At 65.1% G+C, this 19,736-nt stretch carries 21 protein-coding genes and 2 pseudogenes; 21 read left to right on the top strand and 2 right to left on the bottom strand.

Features of this window, described 5'->3' with window-relative positions:
• Positions 1-99 precede the first annotated feature (99 nt).
• The gene (locus tag ACQ858_RS06235; protein ID WP_431275885.1) at positions 100-387 is read left to right on the top strand and encodes a DUF4148 domain-containing protein; all 288 of its coding nucleotides are present in this window, start codon (positions 100-102) and stop codon (positions 385-387) included.
• A gap of 70 nt (positions 388-457) precedes the next feature.
• A complete protein-coding gene (locus ACQ858_RS06230; protein ID WP_431275884.1) occupies positions 458-988 on the top strand; it encodes a lipocalin family protein in 531 nt (176 codons plus the stop codon).
• Positions 989-991: 3 nt separating this feature from the next.
• On the opposite strand, the gene ACQ858_RS06225 is transcribed toward ACQ858_RS06230, so the two are convergent.
• Positions 992-1,888: a GntR family transcriptional regulator gene (locus tag ACQ858_RS06225; RefSeq protein WP_431275883.1), complete on the bottom strand. Its 897-nt coding sequence runs from the start codon at positions 1,886-1,888 to the stop codon at positions 992-994.
• Positions 1,869-3,551 carry a sigma 54-interacting transcriptional regulator gene (locus tag ACQ858_RS06220; RefSeq protein WP_431276803.1) on the bottom strand — a complete coding sequence of 561 codons (1,683 nt, stop codon included), beginning with the start codon at positions 3,549-3,551 and terminating at the stop codon, positions 1,869-1,871. Before ACQ858_RS06220 ends, ACQ858_RS06225 begins: the two co-directional genes overlap by 20 nt.
• A gap of 283 nt (positions 3,552-3,834) precedes the next feature.
• Between ACQ858_RS06220 and ACQ858_RS06215 the strand changes: the two genes are divergently transcribed.
• From ACQ858_RS06215 to ACQ858_RS06125, 19 genes and pseudogenes are all read left to right on the top strand, one after another.
• Positions 3,835-4,074, top strand: a complete 240-nt coding sequence (locus ACQ858_RS06215; protein ID WP_431275882.1) for a phenol hydroxylase subunit — start codon at positions 3,835-3,837, stop codon at positions 4,072-4,074.
• 45 nt (positions 4,075-4,119) lie between these two features.
• Positions 4,120-5,115: an aromatic/alkene monooxygenase hydroxylase subunit beta gene (locus ACQ858_RS06210; protein WP_431275881.1), complete on the top strand. Its 996-nt coding sequence runs from the start codon at positions 4,120-4,122 to the stop codon at positions 5,113-5,115.
• A gap of 43 nt (positions 5,116-5,158) precedes the next feature.
• A complete protein-coding gene (locus tag ACQ858_RS06205) occupies positions 5,159-5,428 on the top strand; it encodes an MmoB/DmpM family protein (protein WP_431275880.1) in 270 nt (89 codons plus the stop codon).
• Positions 5,429-5,457: 29 nt separating this feature from the next.
• Positions 5,458-7,045: pseudogene (locus ACQ858_RS06200) on the top strand (aromatic/alkene/methane monooxygenase hydroxylase/oxygenase subunit alpha).
• The gene (locus tag ACQ858_RS06195; RefSeq protein WP_431275879.1) at positions 7,042-7,398 is read left to right on the top strand and encodes a phenol hydroxylase subunit P4; all 357 of its coding nucleotides are present in this window, start codon (positions 7,042-7,044) and stop codon (positions 7,396-7,398) included. The pseudogene ACQ858_RS06200 and the gene ACQ858_RS06195 overlap by 4 nt, the downstream one beginning before the upstream one ends.
• A 25-nt stretch (positions 7,399-7,423) precedes the next feature.
• Positions 7,424-8,488: an NADH:ubiquinone reductase (Na(+)-transporting) subunit F gene (locus tag ACQ858_RS06190; protein WP_431275878.1), complete on the top strand. Its 1,065-nt coding sequence runs from the start codon at positions 7,424-7,426 to the stop codon at positions 8,486-8,488.
• Between the two features lie 12 nt (positions 8,489-8,500).
• Entirely contained in the window at positions 8,501-8,887 is a 387-nt protein-coding gene (locus tag ACQ858_RS06185) for a 2Fe-2S iron-sulfur cluster binding domain-containing protein (protein WP_431275877.1), read from the top strand.
• Positions 8,887-9,831, top strand: a complete 945-nt coding sequence (locus ACQ858_RS06180) for a catechol 2,3-dioxygenase (protein ID WP_431275876.1) — start codon at positions 8,887-8,889, stop codon at positions 9,829-9,831. The genes ACQ858_RS06185 and ACQ858_RS06180 overlap by 1 nt, the downstream gene beginning before the upstream one ends.
• 90 nt (positions 9,832-9,921) lie before the next feature.
• Positions 9,922-11,374: pseudogene (locus ACQ858_RS06175) on the top strand (2-hydroxymuconic semialdehyde dehydrogenase).
• Between the two features lie 9 nt (positions 11,375-11,383).
• Complete coding sequence (locus ACQ858_RS06170) at positions 11,384-12,235, top strand: alpha/beta fold hydrolase (protein WP_431275875.1); 852 nt, start codon at positions 11,384-11,386, stop codon at positions 12,233-12,235.
• A 14-nt stretch (positions 12,236-12,249) separates the two neighbouring features.
• Positions 12,250-13,032, top strand: coding sequence for a 2-oxopent-4-enoate hydratase (dmpE, locus tag ACQ858_RS06165; protein ID WP_431275874.1), 783 nt, complete (start codon positions 12,250-12,252; stop codon positions 13,030-13,032).
• 58 nt (positions 13,033-13,090) lie between these two features.
• Positions 13,091-14,002 (top strand): acetaldehyde dehydrogenase (acetylating), encoded by a 912-nt coding sequence (locus tag ACQ858_RS06160; RefSeq protein WP_431275873.1) that lies wholly within the window; start codon positions 13,091-13,093, stop codon positions 14,000-14,002.
• Between the two features lie 13 nt (positions 14,003-14,015).
• Entirely contained in the window at positions 14,016-15,062 is a 1,047-nt protein-coding gene (dmpG, locus tag ACQ858_RS06155; RefSeq protein WP_431275872.1) for a 4-hydroxy-2-oxovalerate aldolase, read from the top strand.
• 9 nt (positions 15,063-15,071) lie between these two features.
• Positions 15,072-15,860: a 2-oxo-3-hexenedioate decarboxylase gene (gene dmpH / locus ACQ858_RS06150; protein ID WP_431275871.1), complete on the top strand. Its 789-nt coding sequence runs from the start codon at positions 15,072-15,074 to the stop codon at positions 15,858-15,860.
• 10 nt (positions 15,861-15,870) lie between these two features.
• Complete coding sequence (locus ACQ858_RS06145) at positions 15,871-16,062, top strand: 2-hydroxymuconate tautomerase (protein WP_431275870.1); 192 nt, start codon at positions 15,871-15,873, stop codon at positions 16,060-16,062.
• A 213-nt stretch (positions 16,063-16,275) separates the two neighbouring features.
• Entirely contained in the window at positions 16,276-16,755 is a 480-nt protein-coding gene (locus ACQ858_RS06140) for a hypothetical protein (RefSeq protein ID WP_431275869.1), read from the top strand.
• Positions 16,756-16,874: 119 nt separating this feature from the next.
• Positions 16,875-17,243 (top strand): glutaredoxin, encoded by a 369-nt coding sequence (locus tag ACQ858_RS06135; protein WP_431275868.1) that lies wholly within the window; start codon positions 16,875-16,877, stop codon positions 17,241-17,243.
• Positions 17,244-17,311: 68 nt separating this feature from the next.
• Positions 17,312-18,544 carry an alpha/beta fold hydrolase gene (locus tag ACQ858_RS06130; RefSeq protein WP_431275867.1) on the top strand — a complete coding sequence of 411 codons (1,233 nt, stop codon included), beginning with the start codon at positions 17,312-17,314 and terminating at the stop codon, positions 18,542-18,544.
• A gap of 269 nt (positions 18,545-18,813) precedes the next feature.
• Positions 18,814-19,557, top strand: coding sequence for a hypothetical protein (locus ACQ858_RS06125; RefSeq protein WP_431275866.1), 744 nt, complete (start codon positions 18,814-18,816; stop codon positions 19,555-19,557).
• The last annotated feature ends 179 nt before the right edge of the window (positions 19,558-19,736 follow it).

Genomic DNA, 19,736 nt, shown 5'->3' with positions numbered 1-19,736 from the left:
TCACTCGGAAAAATGATCCGACCCGTCGGCCGCCGCGTATCAACGGCAGCCGTCGCGCATCGTGTGGCGGCCCACCCACCATTTCAACAGGACAAGGCCATGAAACCCAGATACATCGCGATCGCGGCACTGTGCGTTCTACCGGCATTCGGCACCCAGGCCTTCCAGGGTGAGCAGAACCCGCTGCCACCATCGCCCTTCGAGTCGACACAAACGCGCGCCGAAGTGCGGGCACAAGCCATGCAGCCCATGAAGATCAGCAATGGCGGAACTGCGGTCGCTGCGCGCGTTGACAGGGCCGACCGGGCCGAAGTGCGCGCCGGCGCTCGCGCAATCACGGCCAAGGGTGCAGCCACCTACGGCGACACGACGTTCGGCGCGAACTAAGGTGCAGCCCATTTCATCAGCGAATCGGCGGGATCGAATCGGATGGCCTCGCTTGCCATGCGCATTGGCATTGGCAGCCCTGGTCTGCGGTTGTGCGGTCGGCAGGAGCGAGAACGAGCAGGCCGCCCTGCCCTCCATCGACCTGGCCAACTACATGGGCGAGTGGTATCAGGTGGCGCACATCCCGAACTGGTTTCAGGCGACATGCGTGTCGGGCACCAAGGCGACCTACCGCCTGCAGAGATCGGGGGAGGTCGAAGTGCGGAACGAATGCCAGACGAAGTCTGGTCTCAATGGGGTCGTCGGCGTTGCGCGGCCTCGCGCCGGGGCGGCACTCGAATCGGGCCAGCTGCGGCCGGCAACGCTGGAGGTGGCATTTGCACCCAGCTGGATTCGATGGGTGCCACTGGCCTGGGCCAACTACGACGTCGTCTACCTGTCCTCGGACGCACGCGTGGCCATCGTCACGGAGCCTTCCCGCCGCTACCTGTGGGTGTTGTCCCGCACCAGCAAGATCGCCGACGACGAATGGATGCAGGTCGAGCGGCGTTTGGAGCAGCTGGGCTTCCGGCGCGATCAGTGGGTCAGGGACTCCGGGTGAAGGCTACCGCTTCTTCTCAACGTGCCGCGCGAAGTTCCTCACGTGCGGGCAACTGGTGTGGCCTTCGTCGGCGAGTTCGCCTTCAGACTGACTGCCGCCGTTCGCCTCTGCCTGTCGAATGTCGGTAGCCGGCCGCTGGAACAGCAGCACACCGTCGCGCCGGGCGCGCTTGAGCAAGTCGTGCGTCGCGCGAATGTGCGCCTCCAGCGCCAGCGCCGCGCGAGCATCCTGGCCGGCCATCGACAGCTCGAATATTTCGGCGTGCTCGGCGTGAACATCCCTTGCGCTGTCCGACAGCGCCATCGCGTAGCGCCGGTAGCGCTCGCCGTGGCGCGAAAGAAGGCGCAGCACCTTGAAGGTCCACGCCGACGCGCCTGCGCCGATCAGCGACTCATGGAAGCGATTGTTCAACTGCTCCCATCGGCGGCGGTCCTCGGCGCGAAGGGGCTGCTCCACGGCCGACAGCTCCTGGTAGCTCTGCCGGACCTGCTCCCGCCACTGCGCATCGCCGCACACGATCGAGCGGCGGAGCGCGTCGATCTCGATGTGCACGCGTAGCCGGGTGAGTTCTTCGAGATCATCGAGGGCAATCGGCGCGACGCGAAATCCGCGCTGCCCCTCGGCCACCACCAGCGCGTCGCTCACCAAGCGGGTGATGGCCTCGCGCAAGGTGCCGGCGCCCACACCGTAGCGGGTCCTCAGATGCTCGACCCGCAGCTTCTCCCCTGGTGCCGGGCGTCCGTCGACGATGTCGTCGCGCAACTCGCCGTAGGCGCGCTCGATCAGGGTGCGCGAGGGGCTGTTCTCGTCGTCGGTCGGCGGCTGCGCCGCATTCGGCGAGACCTGTTTCAGCATTGCGCGTTTCGCCACGAGACCGCCTTCAGGCGCGAGCGCGCTCATGCGCGCGCGCAATGCGATAGCTGAGTTGTGCACGGCTGACACCCAGCGCGCGCGCCGCGCCCGCGAGATTGCCGCCGGCACGATGTACAGCCTCCTTCAGCAAGGCGTCTTCGAGCGCTTCCAGGCTGAGGCCGCGACGCTGCACTTCGTCGTACAGGCCCGCCGTGTCGTGCGGCGCGCCTCGCTCGAGCTGACCTTCCGCGTTGACTATCACCGGCGCGGCTTGCGGTGCCGAGGCGAACAGATCGCCGACGTCCACCGGCTCGTCCGGGCTGGAGAGGATGACACCGCGTTCGATGAGGTTCTCCAGTTCGCGCACGTTGCCGGGCCAGGGGTGCTGGCGCATGGCATCGATCGCACGGTCTGTGAAGCCCGCCACTCGCTTGCCATGCAGCGCGGCAAAACGCTGGAGCAAGTGGTTGGCCAACGGCTCGATGTCGTCCACGCGCTCCCGCAACGGCGGGATCCGGATCGGATAGACATTGAGCCGATACATCAGGTCGCGCCGGAAACGGCCGGCGGCAACGGCCGCTTCGAGATCGACGTTGGTTGCCGCGATCACCCGCACGTCCACCTTGCGCGGCAGGGTGCCGCCCAGGCGCTCGACCTCGCCATGCTGAAGCACGCGCAGCAGCTTGGCCTGGGCTGGAAGTGGCAGCTCGCCCAACTCGTCCAGCAGCAGCGTGCCGCCGTCGGCACGCTCGAACCGGCCGGGCCGCGCTGCCCCCGCGCCTGTGAAGGCACCTTTCTCGGCGCCGAACAGCTCGCTTTCGATCAGCTCGCCGGGAAGGGCCGCGCAGTTCACGGCGACGAAGGGCTTGTCGGCGCGCGCGCTCATCGCGTGAAGGGCGCGCGCGAATCGCTCCTTGCCGACGCCGGTCTCACCGGTCAGAAGCACGCTCACCTGGGTCCCCGCGGCCTTGCGCAGCAACGCGGTGGCCGCAACGTAGGCGCGCGACCGGCCGATCAGCGGACCCAGGTCATCGGCCGGCTCGAGCGTGGAGCGAAGACTGTCGACCTGGGACTTCAGGTCTTCGAGTCGCAGCAGCATCGGATCGGCCTCGTAGTCGCGCGCGAGCGCTTCGCCGTCGGGCCAGTCGGCCAGCGGGCGACCTTCGATGCGACAGTGCGGAGCGCCGCAGGCGCAGCAGGCGACTTCCTTGAAGAGAACCGGCCGGCCCATGAAGGCGCTGGTGTAGCCGGAGGCGTATCCCAGCAGCATCCAGCAGACAGGCTCATCCTGCGGGCCGAAGTCGCGCACATGCGTTTCGACCTCCCACGAATGGTCCCAGCGAAAGATGCCTTCGAATTCGCCCTTGGCGATGTCGAACACGAAGCGCTCGGGCGTGACCTGCACCGCGCCTTCCAGCATGTGCAATTGCGGGCCGACTGCAAACATGTCGGCCAGCGATGCCTCCCCGCGCACCTGGCGCGCGAGCACTGCGTCGCGTTCACCCGACGCATAGCCAGCGCGCATCAGCACGCGACGCGTCTGCTCGCGGCCAATGGATTGCATCATCTCGCGCCGCAGCGAGCCCAATGCCGCCATATGGACCAGCACCATGCGCTGGCCTGCCAGCCAGATGCGGCCGTCCCCCGCCGAAAAATGGACGAGCCGGCGCAGATCGGCGTCCGACGGCAAGGGCTGCGCGGGGGTGGTCATGCGCCAATTATCGAGATAACGAGCCCACGCACCAAGCCCCCTCTTTCCCCGATCTGCTGATTTGATGAACAGCGCTCCGCGCGATTTGCTCATTTCATCATGATGCAGTGCGGCAATCCCGACCTTCCCGCTGCGGGAATGCCGATAAACGCTCGAGCGAGGGCTCATCGAGGTCGTCCATTTTCGGGGTTTACCCTGTTTTATCGAGATTGTTGGGCTTCGTGGCGTTTTCTGGCACAGCGCATGCGATGTGTTCGTCGTGACCCGCAACGCAAGCCGCTCGATGAACACGTCCACTTCGCTTCGCAACGACGCCCGGCCCTCTGACGACCCTCTCATGGTCGGAGACGGGCTCCAGTGCAACACATCCCTGAAGTTCGTGCGCGTGATCGAAGAGCGTGCTGATGGGCTGGTGGCTTTCGAGTTTTCCATCGGCTGGCCGGAACTGGCGGTCGAGTTGCTGCTGCCGGCGCGGGCCTTCACCGAGTTCTGCACCACCCACCGCGTGCGGCGACTCGACTGAGTTTCGTTCGACGCAATACATCCCGACGACCAGGAGACACACTGTATGAATATCGACCTCCAAGCACGCGAGATCACGCCGCTGCGCCAGACCTACGCGCATGTGGCGAAGTACATCGGGGGCGACAAGGCCGCCTCTCGCTACCAGGAAGCGACGATGGGCGCGCAGCCTTCGGTCAACTTCCACTACCGCCCGACGTGGGACCCCGAACACGAACTGTTTGATGCCTCCCGCAGCGGTGTCGTGCTGGCCGACTGGTACGCGCTGAAGGACCCGCGCCAGTTCTATTACGCCACCTGGACGATGACCCGGGCTCGCCAGCAAGACGCCATGGAGGCGAACTTTCAATTCGTCGACGCGCGCGACATGGTCGCCAAGATCCCCGACGACGTGCGCGAACAGACGCTGCGGATCCTGATGCCGCTGCGTCACGCGGCATGGGGCGCCAACATGAACAATGCCGCCATCTGCGCCTATGGCTACGGCACGGCGTTCACAGCGCCAGCGATGTTCCATGCGATGGACAACCTCGGGGTGGCGCAATACCTTACGCGCCTCGGCCTCGCGCTGGACGACGCGACGGTGCTGGACGACGGCAAGCAAGCCTGGCTGACCGATCCGCACTGGCAAGTGCTGCGCCGCTATGTCGAAGACACGTTCGTCGTGAAGGATCCCTTCGAGCTCTTCATTGCGCAGAACCTCGCACTCGACGGCTTGCTCTACCCGCTGATCTACGGCAGCTTCGTGGATGACCATGTGGCCTTGCAGGGCGGCACGGCCGTCGCGATGCTGACCGCCTTCATGCCCGAGTGGCACGACGAAAGCGCGCGCTGGGTCGACGCGGTGGTCAAGACCGCCGCGGTCGAATCGCCCGCCAACCAGCATCTGATCTCGCAGTGGATGCAAGCCTGGACCGAACGGGCCCGCGCCGCACTGGCACCTGTGGCCGAGATGGCGCTCGGCGTCATCGGCCAGGACGCGCTGGAAGAGGCTTGCGCAAAGCTGGGCGAGCGTTGCCGCAAGGCCGGCGTGGGCGTGTGACCCCGAACTGCATTACCGCATCACCGCTTCACCAGGAGACCTCATGTCCAACGTATTCATCGCCTTCCAGCACAACGAAGAGTCGCGCCCGGTGGTCGACGCGATCGTCGCCGACAACCCCGGTGCGATGGTCGTGCACTCGCCCGGTCTGGTGAAGATCGACGCACCGGACCGTCTGACGATCCGGCGCGCCACGATCGAGGAGCAGACCGGCCGCGCCTACGACCTGCAGGCCATCCAAGTGAACCTCGTGACGCTGTCAGGCCATATCGACGAGGACGACGACCAGTTCACGCTGAGCTGGCGCCACTGATTCCCAACGAACGCTCAAGGAGACAAGCCATGGACACCCGTGTCGTGAAGAAGAAGCTCGGTCTGAAAGACCGCTACGCCGCGATGACGCGCGGCCTCGGCTGGGAAACCAGCTACCAGTCGATGGATGAAGTCTTTCCGTACGACAAGTACGAAGGCATCAAGATTCACGACTGGGACAAGTGGCAGGACCCGTTCCGCCTCACGATGGACGCCTACTGGAAGTACCAGGGCGAGAAGGAGAAGAAGCTCTACGCGGTGATCGAGGCCTTCGCGCAGAACAACGGCCAGCTCGGCGTGAGCGATGCGCGCTACATCAACGCGCTGAAGCTCTTCATCCAGGGGGTCACGCCGCTCGAGTACTACGCACACCGCGGCTTCGCGCATGTGGGCAGGCAGTTCACTGGCGAGGGCGCGCGCGTCGCCGCGCAGATGCAGTCGATCGACGAGCTGCGCCACTACCAGACCGAGACCCACGCGATCTCGCACTACAACAAGTACTTCAACGGGATGCATCACTCGAACCACTGGTTCGACCGCGTCTGGTACCTGTCGGTGCCGAAGTCCTTCTTCGAGGATGCCAACACGGCCGGACCGTTCGAGTTCCTCACCGCGGTGAGCTTCTCGTTCGAATACGTACTGACCAACCTGCTGTTCGTGCCCTTCATGTCGGGCGCGGCGCACAACGGCGACATGTCCACCGTGACCTTCGGCTTCTCGGCGCAGAGCGACGAGTCGCGCCACATGACGCTCGGTATCGAGTGCATCAAGTTCATGCTGGAACAGGATCCCGCCAACGTGCCGATCATCCAGGGCTGGATCGACAAGTGGTTCTGGCGCGGCTACCGGCTGCTGACGCTGGTCGCGATGATGCAGGACTACATGCTTCCCAAGCGCGTGATGAGCTGGAAGGAAGCCTGGGAGATGTACGCGGAGCAGAACGGCGGCGCGCTCTTCAAGGACCTGGCGCGCTACGGCATTCGCGAACCCAAGGGCTGGAAGGACGCGTGCGAAGGCAAGGACCACATCAGCCACCAGTGCATGGGCCACCTTCTACAACTACAACGCCGCCGCGCCCTTCCACACCTGGATCCCGAAGGAAGACGAGATGGCGTGGCTGTCGGAGAAGTACCCGACGACCTTCGACAAGTACTACCGTCCTCGCCTCGAATACTGGGGCGAGCAGGCAGCCAAGGGAAACCGCTTCTACAACAAGACGCTCCCGATGCTGTGCACGACCTGTCAGATCCCGATGCTCTTCACGGAGCCGGGGGACGCCAGCAAGATCTGCTATCGCGAGTCGGACTACCTGGGCGACAAGTACCACTTCTGCAGCGACCACTGCAAGGGCATCTTCGATCACGAGCCCGAGAAGTACGTGCAGTCGTGGCTGCCGGTGCACCAGATCTACCAGGGGCACTGCTTCAAGCCCGGCACGGATCCGACGGCCGAAGGCTTCGACCCCTTGCTCGCAGTGCTCGACTACTACGAGATGAACGTCGGCCGCGACAACTTCGACTTCGAAGGCTCGGAAGACCAGAAGAACTTCGCGGCCTGGCGCGGCGATCCGCCGGCCGCCGCTGCGGCCGCAGCCAACGAATCGGGAGAAGCCAAATGAGCGTCGTCGCCCTCAAGCCCTACGCATTTCCGGCTCGCGATGCGCGTGAGAACTTTCCCGCGCCGCTGCTCTACATCGGCTGGGAAGACCACCTGATGTTCTGCGCGCCGTTCTGCCTGCCGTTGCCCCCGGACACGCCCTTCGGCGCGCTGGCGACCGCCGTGCTGCCGGGGATCTACGGCTGGCACCCCGACTTCGCGAAGATCGACTGGACGAAGGTGCGGTGGTTCAAGTCGGGCCAGCCGTGGACCCCCGATCCGGCCAAGTCGCTCGCCGAGAACGGGCTGAAGCACAAGGACGCGATCCGCTTCAGCACGCCGGGGCTGACCGGAATCAAGGGTTCGTTCAGCTGAAGTTGCAGCGTTCGCGAGTCACGCCATGAGCTATCAACTCACCATTGAACCGCTGGGCGCCACCATCGAGGTGGAGGAAGACCAGACGCTGCTCGACGCCGCGCTGCGCCAGGGCATCTACCTTCCGCATGCCTGTGGACACGGCCTGTGTGGATCCTGCAAGGTACAGGTATGCAACGGCGATGTGGACCACGGCGCCGCGAACCCGTTCGCGCTGATGGAGTTCGAGCGCGACGAAGGCAAGGCGCTCGCCTGCTGCTGCACGCTGCAAAGCGACGCGACCATCGAAGCCGACATCGACGAGGAGCCCGACGCCCGGATCATTCCGGTGCGGGACTTCGCGGCCACCGTGACGCGCATCGTGCAGTTGACGCCGACCATCAAGGCCCTGCACCTGGCGCTGGACAAATCGATCGAATTCCAGGCCGGGCAGTATGTGCAGCTCGAGATCCCGGGGCTGGGACAGGCCCGCGCATTCTCGATCGCCAACTCGCCCGGCGACGTCGAGAACACCGGGGAGATCGAACTCAACGTGCGCATCGTCGCAGGCGGCGCCGGCACGGGCTACCTGCACCACACGTTGAAAGCCGGGGATCGGCTGCGCCTGTCCGGCCCCTATGGTCGCTTCTTCGTGCGCCAGTCCGCGGCCGTGCCCATGATCTTCATGGCCGGCGGATCGGGCCTGTCGAGCCCACGCTCGATGATCCTGGACCTGCTGGACGGCGGCTGCACGCTGCCGATCACCCTCGTCTACGGACAGCGCCTGCGCGAAGAGCTGTACTACGACGAAGAGTTTCGCGCGCTCGCCGACAGGCATCCGAACTTCACCTACGTGCCGGTCCTTTCGAACGAGCCCGAGGCTTCGGACTGGGACGGTGCACGCGGCTTCGTGCACGAAGCCGCCAAGGCCCACTTCGGCAGCGGCTTCGCAGGCCACAAGGCCTACCTGTGCGGACCGCCGCCGATGGTCGAGGCGTGCATCTCCACGCTCATGCAAGGGCGGCTGTTCGAGCGCGACATCTACACCGAGAAGTTCATCTCGGCGGCAGATGCCGGCCAGCAGCGCAGCCCGCTGTTCCAGCGCGTGTAGGAGGCGACGACGATGTTCCTCGACACCCGCCCCAAGGTCGACGTCTGCATCGCGCAGACCGGTGAAAGCTACTTATGCGCGACCGACGAAAGCCTGCTGCGCGGCATGCTGCGCCTCGGCCGCAAGGGCATCCCTGCAGGCTGCGTCAATGGCGGCTGCGGCGTATGCAAGGTGCGCATCGTCGATGGCACGGTCGCATCGATCGGTCCTGTCAGCCGCGCACACGTCAGTGTCGAAGAAGAGCAGTGCGGCTTCACGCTGGCCTGCCGCGTAGCACCGGCCAGTGCGGTTCGGCTGGAGGTGATCGGCAAGCTGGAGAAACCGTTTTCCAAGAGGCCCGCCATGGTGGCGAGCCATGTACCAACGCCGCAAGCAACGCGGCATGAAGGAGACATGTGATGGGTGTAATGCGTATCGGCCACGCCAGCCTGAAGGTGATGGACATGGCGGCTGCGGTGAAGCACTACGAGAATGTGCTGGGCTTGAAGACCACCATGCAGGACAAGGCGGGCAACGTCTATCTGAAGTGCTGGGACGAGTGGGACAAGTACTCGCTGATCCTCACGCCTTCAGACCAGGGCGGCTTGAACCATGTGGCCTACAAGGTCGAGAAGGACTCGGACCTCGACGCTCTGCAGAAGAAGATCGAGGCATGGGGCGTGAAGACGACGATGCTGCCGGAGGGCACGCTACCGGCCACCGGTCGCATGCTGCAGTTCAACCTGCCGAGCGGCCACGAGATGCGCCTGTATGCCATGAAGGAATTCGTCGGCACCGAGGTCGGCACCACCAACCCAGACCCCTGGCCCGACAGCCTCAAGGGTGCCGGCGCGCACTGGCTCGACCATCTGCTGCTGATGTGCGAGATGAATCCTCCTGAAGGCATCAACACCGTCGCCGACAACACGCGCTTCATGACTGAAGCGCTGGACTTCTTCCTCACCGAGCAGGTCCTCGTCGGCCCCGCCGGCGATATCCAGGCCGCGACCTGGATGAGCCGCACGACCACGCCGCACGACATCGCATTTGTCGGTGGCCCCAAGAGCGGTTTGCACCACATTGCCTATTTCCTCGATTCCTGGCACGACGTGCTCAAGGCGGCCGACGTGATGGCCAAGAACAAGGTCAAGATCGATGTGGCGCCCACCCGTCACGGCATCACGCGGGGCGAGACGATTTACTTCTTCGACCCGAGCGGCAATCGCAACGAGACCTTCGCGGGCCTGGGCTACCTGGCTCAGCGCGACCGGCCGGTGACGACCTGGACGGAGGATCAGCTGGGCAGCGGGATCTTCTATCACACGGGCGAGCTGGTGGCGTCCTTCACCGACGTCTACACCTGAGCGGAGCCGGACCGCAATGCGGGCTTCAGGCGCTTCGCCTGGCGCTCGCCTGCGCCTGAATTCTTGACATCAACCCTTGCAATCCACGCCATGAAACAGATCCTCAACTTCATCAACGGGGAACACACCGCCACCGAAAAGACCTTCCCCAAGCGCTCGCCGGTGACCGGCGAGGTCATCGCGCAAGTGCACGAGGCCGGACGCGCCGAGGTGGATGCCGCGGTGGCCGCCGCGCGCGCGGCGCTCGATGGACCGTGGTCCCGCATGACGGTGGCGGAGCGCGTGGAGCGCCTCTATGCCGTGGCCGATGGCATCAACCGCCGCTTCGACGAATTCGTCGCCGCCGAATGCGCCGACACCGGCAAGCCGATGAGCCTGGCCAGCCATCTCGACATCCCCGCGGGGCCGCCAATTTCAAGATCTTCGCCGACGTGGTGAAGAACGTGCCGACCGAGTTCTTCGAGATGGCCACGCCCGACGGCCGCGGTGCGATCAACTACGGCTTTCGAAGCCCGATCGGCGTGGTCGGCGTGATCTGCCCGTGGAACCTTCCCCTGCTGCTGATGACATGGAAGGTCGGCCCGGCGCTGGCCTGCGGCAACACCGTGGTCGTGAAGCCTTCGGAAGAAACGCCGCAGACTGCCGCCTTGCTCGGCGACGTGATGAACGAGGCCGGTATCCCCAAGGGGGTCTACAACGTGGTGCACGGCTTCGGCCCCGGCTCGGCCGGAGAGTTCGTCACGACACACCCGCAGGTCGATGCCATCACCTTCACCGGCGAGACGCGAACCGGCGAAGTCATCATGAAAGCCGCGGCGCACGGCGCCCGTCCGGTGAGTTTGGAGATGGGCGGCAAGAACGCCGCCATCGTCTTCGCCGATGGCGACTTCGACGCGGCGATCGAAGGCACGATGCGCTCCGTCTTCGCCAACTGCGGCCAGGTGTGCCTGGGGACCGAGCGGGTGTATGTCGAGCGACCGATCTTCGACCGATTCGTGGCCGCAATGAAGAAGGGTGCCGAAGGGCTGAAGCTCGGCCCCCGGAAGACGCGGCCACCGGCATGGGCCCGTTGATCAGCCAGGAACACCTGGGCAAGGTGCTCTCCTACTACAAGCTCGCCCTGGAAGAAGGGGCCACGGTGGTGACCGGTGGCGGCGTGCCGGCAATGACCGGCGCACTCGCTGAAGGCGCCTGGGTGCAGCCGACGATCTGGACCGGGCTGCCCGAGACGGCGCGCGTCATCAAGGAAGAGATCTTCGGCCCCTGCTGCCACATCGCGCCCTTCGACAGCGAGGAAGAGGTGCTGGCCAAGGCCAATGACAACGCGTACGGGCTCGCTTGTGCGATCTGGACCCGCGACGTATCGAGGGCGCACCGTGTCGCGCAGCGCATGAAAGTCGGCCTCTCCTGGGTCAACAGCTGGTTCCTGCGCGACCTGCGCACGCCCTTCGGCGGCGCCAAGCAGTCGGGCATCGGTCGGGAAGGCGGCGTCCATTCGCTGGAGTTCTACACCGAGCTCAAGAACGTCTGCATCAAGCTCTGAGAGACCGACATGAGCAATCCCGAAATCGCGCAGTCGGTACTTGCGGCAGGCATCCGCACCAATGTGCACGACTTGGGCAGCGGCCCTCCCGTCTTGATGATTCACGGCTCGGGGCCCGGCGTGACGGCTTGGGCGAACTGGCGCCTGGCGATGCCGGTGCTGGCCCGGCAGGCGCGCGTGATCGCGCCCGACATGGTGGGCTTCGGCTACACCGAAAGGCCGGCAGGACAGCGCTACGACATGGACACCTGGGTGGCACAGGCCATCGGCGTGCTCGATGCGCTGGATGTCGAGCAGACCGACCTGGTCGGCAACTCCTTCGGCGGTGCGCTGGCGCTGGCACTGACGATTCGGCACCCCCAGCGGGTGCGACGCCTGGTGCTCATGGGCAGTGTCGGCGTGCCGTTCGCGATCACGCCGGGGCTGGACGCGGTGTGGGGCTACGCGCCGTCGCTGGCGCGCATGCGCGAGCTGCTCGACATCTTTGCCTACGACCGGAACCTGGTCACCGACGAACTCGCTCAGCTTCGTTACGAAGCAAGCATTCGCCCGGGCTTCCAGGAGTCCTTCGCGGCAATGTTCCCCGCGCCGAGACAGCGCTGGGTCGACGCGATGACCAGCAACGAATCCGACATCCGCCGCATCGCCCACGAGACCCTGGTCCTCCATGGCCGCGAGGACCGCGTGATCCCGCTGTCGACGTCGCTGACGTTGTCGAACTGGATCCCGCGCGCTCAATTGCACGTGTTCGGGCAGTGCGGCCACTGGACGCAGATCGAGCACGCCGCGCGCTTCGCGCAACTGGTCGGCAACTTCCTCTCCGAGGCGGGCGCCGATGAACCCAAGCGCCTGAACGGCTGATATCCGAGAACACCATGAACGAACAACTGATCCACACGCTCGGCGACGAGCTGTACGACGCACTGAAGGCCTGCCGTGTCGTCGAACCGCTGACCACGCGCCATGCCGACATCACGATCGAGGACGCCTACCGCATCCAGCAGCGACTGATCGCGCGCCGCATCGAGGCCGGTGAAGCCATCGTCGGCAAGAAGATCGGCGTCACCTCCAAGGCGGTGATGAACATGCTGGGCGTCTACCAGCCGGACTTCGGCATGCTGCTTGACGGCATGGTCTACAACGAAGGCGAAGCCATCGAGGCATCCACGCTGATCCAGCCCAAGGCCGAAGGCGAGATCGCATTCATCCTCAAGCGCGACCTCGTCGGCCCCGGCATCAGCGCCGCCGACGTGATCGCCGCCACCGAAGGCGTGATGGCGTGCTTCGAGATCGTCGACTCACGCATCCGCGACTGGAAGATCAAGATCCAGGACACGGTCGCCGACAACGCCTCCTGCGGTGTGTTCGTGCTTGGCGACCGGGTCGTCTCGCCGCTCGAGGTAGATCTCAACACCTGCGGCATGGTGCTGGAGAAGAACGGAGAGATCGTCGCCACGGGCGCCGGCGCCGCCGCCCTCGGCGCACCGGCCAACGCAGTGGCATGGCTGGCCAACACGCTCGGGCAACTGGGCATTCCGCTGAAGGCCGGCGAAGTCGTGCTGTCGGGGTCGCTGGCGATCATGGTGCCGGTCAAGGCAGGCGACAACCTGCGCGTGACGATCGGCGGCATCGGCGGCTGCTCGGTGCGCTTCGTCTGAAAACCGCGCGGCCCACAACCCATTCAACCCATTCAACCAAATTGACTGGAGAGTCCCTGTGAAGAAAGTGAAATGCGCCCTCATCGGGCCCGGTAACATCGGCACCGACCTGCTGGCCAAGCTGCAGCGCAGCGCCGTGTTGGAGCCGGTGTGGATGGTGGGCATCGACCCCGCCTCCGACGGCCTGAAACGCGCCCGCGAGATGGGCATCAAGACGACTGCCGATGGTGTCGACGGACTCTTGCCCCATGTGAAGGCCGACGGTGTGCAGATCGCGTTCGACGCCACCAGCGCCTACGTGCATGCCGACAACTCGCGCAAGCTCAACGCGCTGGGCGTGATGATGATCGATCTGACACCCGCTGCCGTGGGTCCTTACTGCGTGCCGCCGGTCAACCTGAAGCAGCATGTGGGCAAGCGCGAGATGAACGTCAACATGGTCACCTGCGGAGGGCAGGCGACGATCCCGATGGTTGCGGCAGTCTCGCGCGTCCAGCCGGTGGCCTATGGCGAGATCGTTGCCACCGTCGCGTCCCGCTCCGTCGGCCCGGGCACCCGGAAGAACATCGACGAGTTCACCCGCACCACCGCCGGTGCGGTCGAAAAGGTGGGCGGCGCGAAGAAGGGCAAGGCCATCATCGTCATCAACCCGGCCGAGCCGCCGATGATCATGCGCGACACCGTGCACTGCCTCACCGAAACCGCGCCGGACCAGGCCGCGATCACGAAGTCGATCCACGACATGATCAAGGAAGTGCAGAGGTACGTGCCCGGCTACAAGCTCGTCAACGGTCCGGTATTCGACGGCAACCGGGTCTCGGTCTTCATGGAGGTCGAGGGCCTGGGCGACTACCTGCCCAAGTACGCCGGCAACCTGGACATCATGACGGCGGCCGCCGCGCGCACCGCCGAGATGTTCGCTGAAGAAATCCTGGCCGGCTCGCTCAAGCTCGAGCCCGTGGCCGCTTGAGGGGGAAAAGATCATGACGACATTCCAGGGCAAGAAGATCCTCGTGCACGACATGACGCTGCGCGACGGCATGCACCCCAAGCGCCACCAGATGACGCTGGAGCAGATGAAGTCGATCGCGAAAGGACTGGATGACGCCGGCGTTCCGCTGATCGAAGTCACGCATGGCGACGGCCTCGGCGGCAGTTCGGTGAACTATGGCTTCCCGGCGCACACCGACGAGGAATATCTTGCGACCGTGATCCCGCTGATGAAGCGCGCCAAGGTTTCCGCACTGCTGATCCCCGGCATCGGCACGGTCGATCATCTGAAGATGGCTCACGGCCTGGGCGTCAGCACCATTCGCGTGGCGACGCACTGCACCGAGGCCGACGTCAGCGAGCAGCACATCGTCGCGGCGCGCAAGCTCGGCATGGACACGGTGGGCTTCCTGATGATGGCCCACCTGAACAGCCCGGAAGGACTGGTCAAGCAGGCGCTGCTGATGGAGGCTTACGGCGCCAACTGCATCTACATCACCGACTCGGCCGGCTACATGCTGCCCGACGACGTGAGAGCGCGGATAGGCGCGGTGCGCGCGGCGCTGAAGCCCGAAACCGAACTGGGCTTTCACGGCCACCACAACCTGGCGATGGGCGTGGCGAACTCGCTCGCCGCCGTCGAGACCGGCGCGACGCGCATCGACGCGGCGGCCGCGGGCCTGGGCGCCGGTGCGGGCAACACGCCGATGGAGGTGCTTGTCGCCGTCTGCGAACGCATGGGTATTCAGACCGGTGTCGACGTCTGGAAGATTCAGGACGTTGCCGAAGACCTCGTCGTGCCGATCATGGACTTCCCGATTCGCATCGACCGCGACGCGCTGACGCTGGGCTACGCAGGCGTGTACGGGAGCTTCCTGCTCTTTGCCAAGCGCGCCGAAAAGAAATACGGCGTGCCGGCACGCGACCTGCTTGTCGAACTGGGCCGGCGCGGCATGGTCGGCGGACAGGAAGACATGATCGAAGACACTGCGCTCACCATGGCCCGGGCGCGCGAACCGAAACTGGCAAAAGCGGCCTGAGGAGACACCATGGCACTCGACAAAGTCACCATCGCCGCCCTGGCGGAACACCTCGAGACCTGCGAACTGCAGGCCCGCGACACCCTGAAGATCACCGACGAACACCCCGGCATGGATTGGGACGACGCGTATGCGATACAGGACGAGATCCTGCGGCGCAAGCTGGCACGCGGCGCGCGCGTCATTGGCCTGAAGGCGGGCCTCACCTCGCACGCCAAGATGAAGCAGATGGGCGTGGATACGCCGGTGTTCGGTTTCCTCGTAGACAGCTTCTGCGTGTCGGAGGGTGGCGAGGTCAAGCACGGCGAGCTGATCCACCCCAAGGTCGAACCCGAAATCTGCTTCGTGCTCAAGCACGCGCTCAAAGGACCGGGCTGCCACATCGGCTCTGTGCTCGCGGCAACCGACTTCGTGCTGCCGGGCATCGAGGTGATCGACAGCCGCTACCGCGACTTCAAGTTCGACCTGAAGAGCGTGGTGGCCGACAACACCTCGGCCGCGCGGTTCGTTGTCGGTGGCCGTGCCCAGCGGGTCGACCGGCTGGATCTGCGCACGCTCGGCGTGGTGATGGAAAAGAACGGCGAAGCCGTCGCCATCGGCGCCGGTGCGGCGGTGCTGGGGCACCCGGCCGCCGCCGTCGCCATGCTGGCCAACCATCTGGGCAAGCGCGGCCGCGAGATCCCGGCCGGCACCATGATCATGTCCGGTGGCGTCACTGAGGCGGTGGCGGTCGAGGCCGGCGATCACGTGAGCCTGCGAGTGCAAGGCCTGGGCAGCGTATCGCTGCGTTTCGCCTGAGGAGCCCCACATGCCATTTGCACAGATCTACATGATCGAAGGCCGCACCGACGATCAGAAAAAAGCCGTCATCGAAAAGGTCACACAGGCCCTGCAGGACGCCGTGGGCGCGCCGAAGGAAAACATCCGCGTCTGGATCCACGACGTGCCGAAGCAGAACTGGGGCATTGCGGGAGTCAGCGCGAAAGACCTGGGGCGCTGACGAAGGACACCCATGTCTGCATTGCCTCGGGATCCGTCGTCGATGCTGAGGATCGAGGCTTCGAGATCGAAGTTTCGGGGCTAGATCGAGGTTTTGGGGGTGGCTCAGCGATATGCCGGATTCCGCCTGCCTTAAGGAGGCAGTAAGTCGACGGGCGCAAAGTCCTCGCCGTGACCCCTGGTCGGGCCACGTTCTTCAGGAAAGGACTCCATCATGACCCGGCATCAGAAGAAGAATGCGGCCCACGCCGTGGCCGTGCTGTGCAGCGGCGCGGTGCTGTCATTGGCAGGCATCGGGGCGCAGGCCACGGTCTTCAACCCGCCGATCCACGTGGTTCACGGCATCGAATACATGAGCGGCGGTATCGGCCCGGACGAGGCGGCGTTGATGCGCGTCGTCGAACCTCGCTGGCCGGCTGTCTTCGAGTTCGCGGTCAAGGACGGGAAGAGCGCTGCCGCCGACGTGGTTCTCACGGTGCGCGACGCTCAGGGCAATGTGGTTCTTGACCAGGTCCATGCTGCAGGCCCCTACCTGGTGGCGCGTCTCGAACCTGGACGCTACACGGTGGAAGCCGTGTTGGGAGGCCAGAGGATCCAGCGCGACGTCTCGATCCAGGGGCCGGGCACGTCGGCCAAGAGCGTGTTCGAGTGGCCGCGAGGCACCGATACCGCGAGCGCGAGCACGAGTTCCTGAGCCGGCGCACCGGATCGGGCTTCAGGCCCGGGGCTTCGATGCGTTCTTCTCATCGCTCCGCCTTGGACCGACTTTCGACAGTAGCGGTAAGCTGCTTGGTAATTCCACAGACACTGTCTATGCCCCGAGCAGTCCTAGCCGAAACCCAAATTCATCCCGCTGTCCGCGACAAGATCGCCCGGCACCATTCCGCCATCGTCCACGAGGTGCAGACCGCCGTGGCGGCGCATCCGGTCGTGGTAGTCGGCATGGGAATCAACCCCTTTCCGAAGAAGGCCAAGCGCCTGCTCGAAGAAGCCGGGGTGCCGTACCACTACATCGCCTACGGCAGCTACCTCTCAAAATGGCGCGAGCGCAACGCGCTCAAGATGTGGACCGGCTGGCCAACACTGCCGATGGTGTTCGTGCGAGGCACTCTGATCGGCGGAGCCGAGGATCTGCAGAAGCTCATCGCGAGCGGCGAGTTGGCCAGGTTGATGGCCGACTAGAGAATGGGCCGCCGCAGGCAATCGGGTCGAGCCCGACGAGGGCATGCGTTCGGGTTCTAATGCAAGCCATGAATACGATCTACCGCATGCCCGGGGCAGTTTTGACCGAGCGCGAGCACTCGGTTCCCCTGGTTCACGGCGACCCGCTGCGTGGCACGATCAGCGTGTTCACGCGCGAGCTTGCTGCCCCAGACGGTCTTGATCGCCCCTACCTCGTGTTCCTGCAGGGCGGCCCAGGCTTCGAGGCTGCCCGCCCGACGAGCCCGCCCTCAGGGTGGATGGCGCGTGCCCTTGCCGACTTCCGGGTCCTGCTGCTTGACCAGCGGGGCACGGGGCGCTCCACGCCCGTCGGGCCAGTCATCCCAGGGGCAGCGCCTGCCGACCAAGCCGAGTACCTCACGCATTTCCGCGCCGACTCGATCGTGCGCGACCTCGAATTGATCCGCGCTGAACTCGGCGTCAAGCGTTGGAGCCTGCTCGGTCAGAGCTTCGGTGGATTCACCTCGCTCACCTATCTGTCGCTGGCGCCCGAGGGCCTGCGGGAGGTACTGATCACCGGCGGCCTTGCGCCGATCACGAATCGGCCGGTCGACGAGGTCTACGCGGCGACATGGACGCGCGTGTGCGAAGCGAATCAGCGCTATCACGCCCGATACCCGGGAGACCTCGATCGTTTGCGGACGATCCTGCGCCGGCTCGACGAGGAAGATGTCCGCTTGCCCAACGGCGACCGCCTCACATCGCGTCGGTTTCGGCAGACCGGAATGTGGCTCGGCGACAGCGCCGGGTTCGAACGGCTGCACCACCTGCTCGAGCTGCCCTTCGGCTCGGCGGCATTCATGGTCGACGCGCAGATGGCGTCGTCCTGGGAGCGCAATCCGATCTACGCGACGCTCCATGAGTCCTCGTACGCCGACGGCGGTGCCACCCGCTGGTCGGCACACCGGCTCGCGCCCGAGGAGGCGATGACCGGCGACCTCCTCGGCGCAGAGCACGTATTCCCCTGGATGTGGGATGACTACTCGGGCTTGCACGCGCACCGCGAGGCGGCGCAGCTTCTGGCCCAGCATCCATGGCCGCGCCTGTACGACACCGACCGCCTCGCCCGCAATGAGGTCCCGGTGGCAGCGACCGTGTACGTCGACGATGTCTACGTGGAGCGATCGTTTGCCGAGGAGACGGCCCGTGGCGTTCGTGGGCTGCGGGCCTGGGTGACCAACGAGTACGCCCACAACGGCCTGCGGGCCGATGGCGAGCGCATCGTGGGTCGCCTGCTCGACATGGTCCGCGGCCGGGCGTGAACCGATGGGCGTGGCCTTCGCGTACCCAGCAAAGGAATGTCTGCAGAGGGCTGGCTTGCGGTCTTCCGTGCTTGCCTTCCTGAAGGGCCGCTTTCGCTGCAGTCCAGTGGCTCAAGCCGGCCAATACCGGCCGGCCGTTCGACGTTGGCGTCCAATTCGCCAGCCAGATAGCCGACGTTCGCGGCGCACGCACAACGGTTTGCTTGCGGGCCGGGAGCGCATTGCCTGAAGCGCGTGCACACAAACAAGTCCCTAGGACAATCGCAACCATGGGTCACAGTGTGGTCAGTTTGATGATGAAATCTGCAGTGGTTGCGATGGCCTGTACGCTAGGGGCCCTCGGATTTTCTAAGGCTCATGCCGATGGGGCCTCGCCAAAGGTCGGCAGGACGCTCACCACGGTCGCCGTCTGCGGTATCGCGTTCGAACTGCCAAGTGGCTACCGAGTCACCCGGGCGAGTCGCTCCAAAGCCTTGGCCGGAAAGAGCGAGTGTCGGTTTGAGGTTTTGATGGTGAATCCGAAGAACCCGGATTTGGACGAATGCCATTCCGAAGGGGATTACCCATCGCAGCCGCCCTATGACGTGTGCGATTGGTATCTTGCCGGCCCGCTCGACCCGGGCGTTGCTGCGTCCATCGTGGTGGGTAGAGGACGCCTGGATGCCGACCAGCCCGACGACATTGGGGTGTTCTCATTCGAAGACGGCGCTTGGCGATTGCCGGATGTCGGAGGGGCTCACGCAGCTCTTGTGCAACAGAAGTTCTTCGGAAGGCGAGCACTTGCGGGAACTTGGGTATCTCACGGCGCCTGGATTCGCCGGTGGACCAAGAACTCCAACAGCGTGACTGCCGGCACGTTCGATGTACCGGGAGCTTTGCTCCAACTCGAGCCCGATACGCTCCTAGGAATTCTTGGTGACGGCAGTGATTCGAGTGAGCCAGCATCACTCTGCAATTCGGGCTTCTGTATGAGCCTGCGGGTCGCTACCGACGCGGACCTGAAGCGGCACTGACGGACGCAATTCGGCCAGAACCAGCCGGTCGCCGACGTCCCTCAATTCGCTCGATAGCGGTCACTTCGAGGTGTGCCGGGCCTGCATCGTGGCAAGGCACTCAAGTCGATGAGGACACGGCCAGTCGACTTCACATAGGCTTCTCGCGGACCTCACATTCCGAGTACACCATCGTCCCA

Source organism: Variovorax ureilyticus (genome assembly GCF_050632185.1).
In the GTDB taxonomy this organism is placed as follows: domain Bacteria; phylum Pseudomonadota; class Gammaproteobacteria; order Burkholderiales; family Burkholderiaceae_C; genus Variovorax; species Variovorax ureilyticus_A.
Note: the sequence above shows the minus strand (reverse complement) of the source record. Positions and strands in the feature narration are given on the sequence as shown.

What these genes read in the sequence shown, in the direction of transcription:
- dmpH (WP_431275871.1), top strand. Translation starts at nt 15,072, where the DNA reads ATGGCACTCGACAAAGTCACCATCGCCGCCCTGGCGGAACACCTCGAG.
- dmpE (WP_431275874.1), top strand. Translation starts at nt 12,250, where the DNA reads ATGAACGAACAACTGATCCACACGCTCGGCGACGAGCTGTACGACGCA.
- ACQ858_RS06170 (WP_431275875.1), top strand. Translation starts at nt 11,384, where the DNA reads ATGAGCAATCCCGAAATCGCGCAGTCGGTACTTGCGGCAGGCATCCGC.
- ACQ858_RS06185 (WP_431275877.1), top strand. Translation starts at nt 8,501, where the DNA reads ATGTTCCTCGACACCCGCCCCAAGGTCGACGTCTGCATCGCGCAGACC.
- ACQ858_RS06140 (WP_431275869.1), top strand. Translation starts at nt 16,276, where the DNA reads ATGACCCGGCATCAGAAGAAGAATGCGGCCCACGCCGTGGCCGTGCTG.
- ACQ858_RS06190 (WP_431275878.1), top strand. Translation starts at nt 7,424, where the DNA reads ATGAGCTATCAACTCACCATTGAACCGCTGGGCGCCACCATCGAGGTG.
- ACQ858_RS06130 (WP_431275867.1), top strand. Translation starts at nt 17,312, where the DNA reads ATGAATACGATCTACCGCATGCCCGGGGCAGTTTTGACCGAGCGCGAG.
- ACQ858_RS06210 (WP_431275881.1), top strand. Translation starts at nt 4,120, where the DNA reads ATGAATATCGACCTCCAAGCACGCGAGATCACGCCGCTGCGCCAGACC.
- ACQ858_RS06215 (WP_431275882.1), top strand. Translation starts at nt 3,835, where the DNA reads ATGAACACGTCCACTTCGCTTCGCAACGACGCCCGGCCCTCTGACGAC.
- ACQ858_RS06235 (WP_431275885.1), top strand. Translation starts at nt 100, where the DNA reads ATGAAACCCAGATACATCGCGATCGCGGCACTGTGCGTTCTACCGGCA.
- ACQ858_RS06135 (WP_431275868.1), top strand. Translation starts at nt 16,875, where the DNA reads ATGCCCCGAGCAGTCCTAGCCGAAACCCAAATTCATCCCGCTGTCCGC.
- dmpG (WP_431275872.1), top strand. Translation starts at nt 14,016, where the DNA reads ATGACGACATTCCAGGGCAAGAAGATCCTCGTGCACGACATGACGCTG.
- ACQ858_RS06125 (WP_431275866.1), top strand. Translation starts at nt 18,814, where the DNA reads ATGGGTCACAGTGTGGTCAGTTTGATGATGAAATCTGCAGTGGTTGCG.
- ACQ858_RS06205 (WP_431275880.1), top strand. Translation starts at nt 5,159, where the DNA reads ATGTCCAACGTATTCATCGCCTTCCAGCACAACGAAGAGTCGCGCCCG.
- ACQ858_RS06180 (WP_431275876.1), top strand. Translation starts at nt 8,887, where the DNA reads ATGGGTGTAATGCGTATCGGCCACGCCAGCCTGAAGGTGATGGACATG.
- ACQ858_RS06225 (WP_431275883.1), bottom strand. Translation starts at nt 1,888, where the DNA reads ATGAGCGCGCTCGCGCCTGAAGGCGGTCTCGTGGCGAAACGCGCAATG.
- ACQ858_RS06220 (WP_431276803.1), bottom strand. Translation starts at nt 3,551, where the DNA reads ATGACCACCCCCGCGCAGCCCTTGCCGTCGGACGCCGATCTGCGCCGG.
- ACQ858_RS06145 (WP_431275870.1), top strand. Translation starts at nt 15,871, where the DNA reads ATGCCATTTGCACAGATCTACATGATCGAAGGCCGCACCGACGATCAG.
- ACQ858_RS06195 (WP_431275879.1), top strand. Translation starts at nt 7,042, where the DNA reads ATGAGCGTCGTCGCCCTCAAGCCCTACGCATTTCCGGCTCGCGATGCG.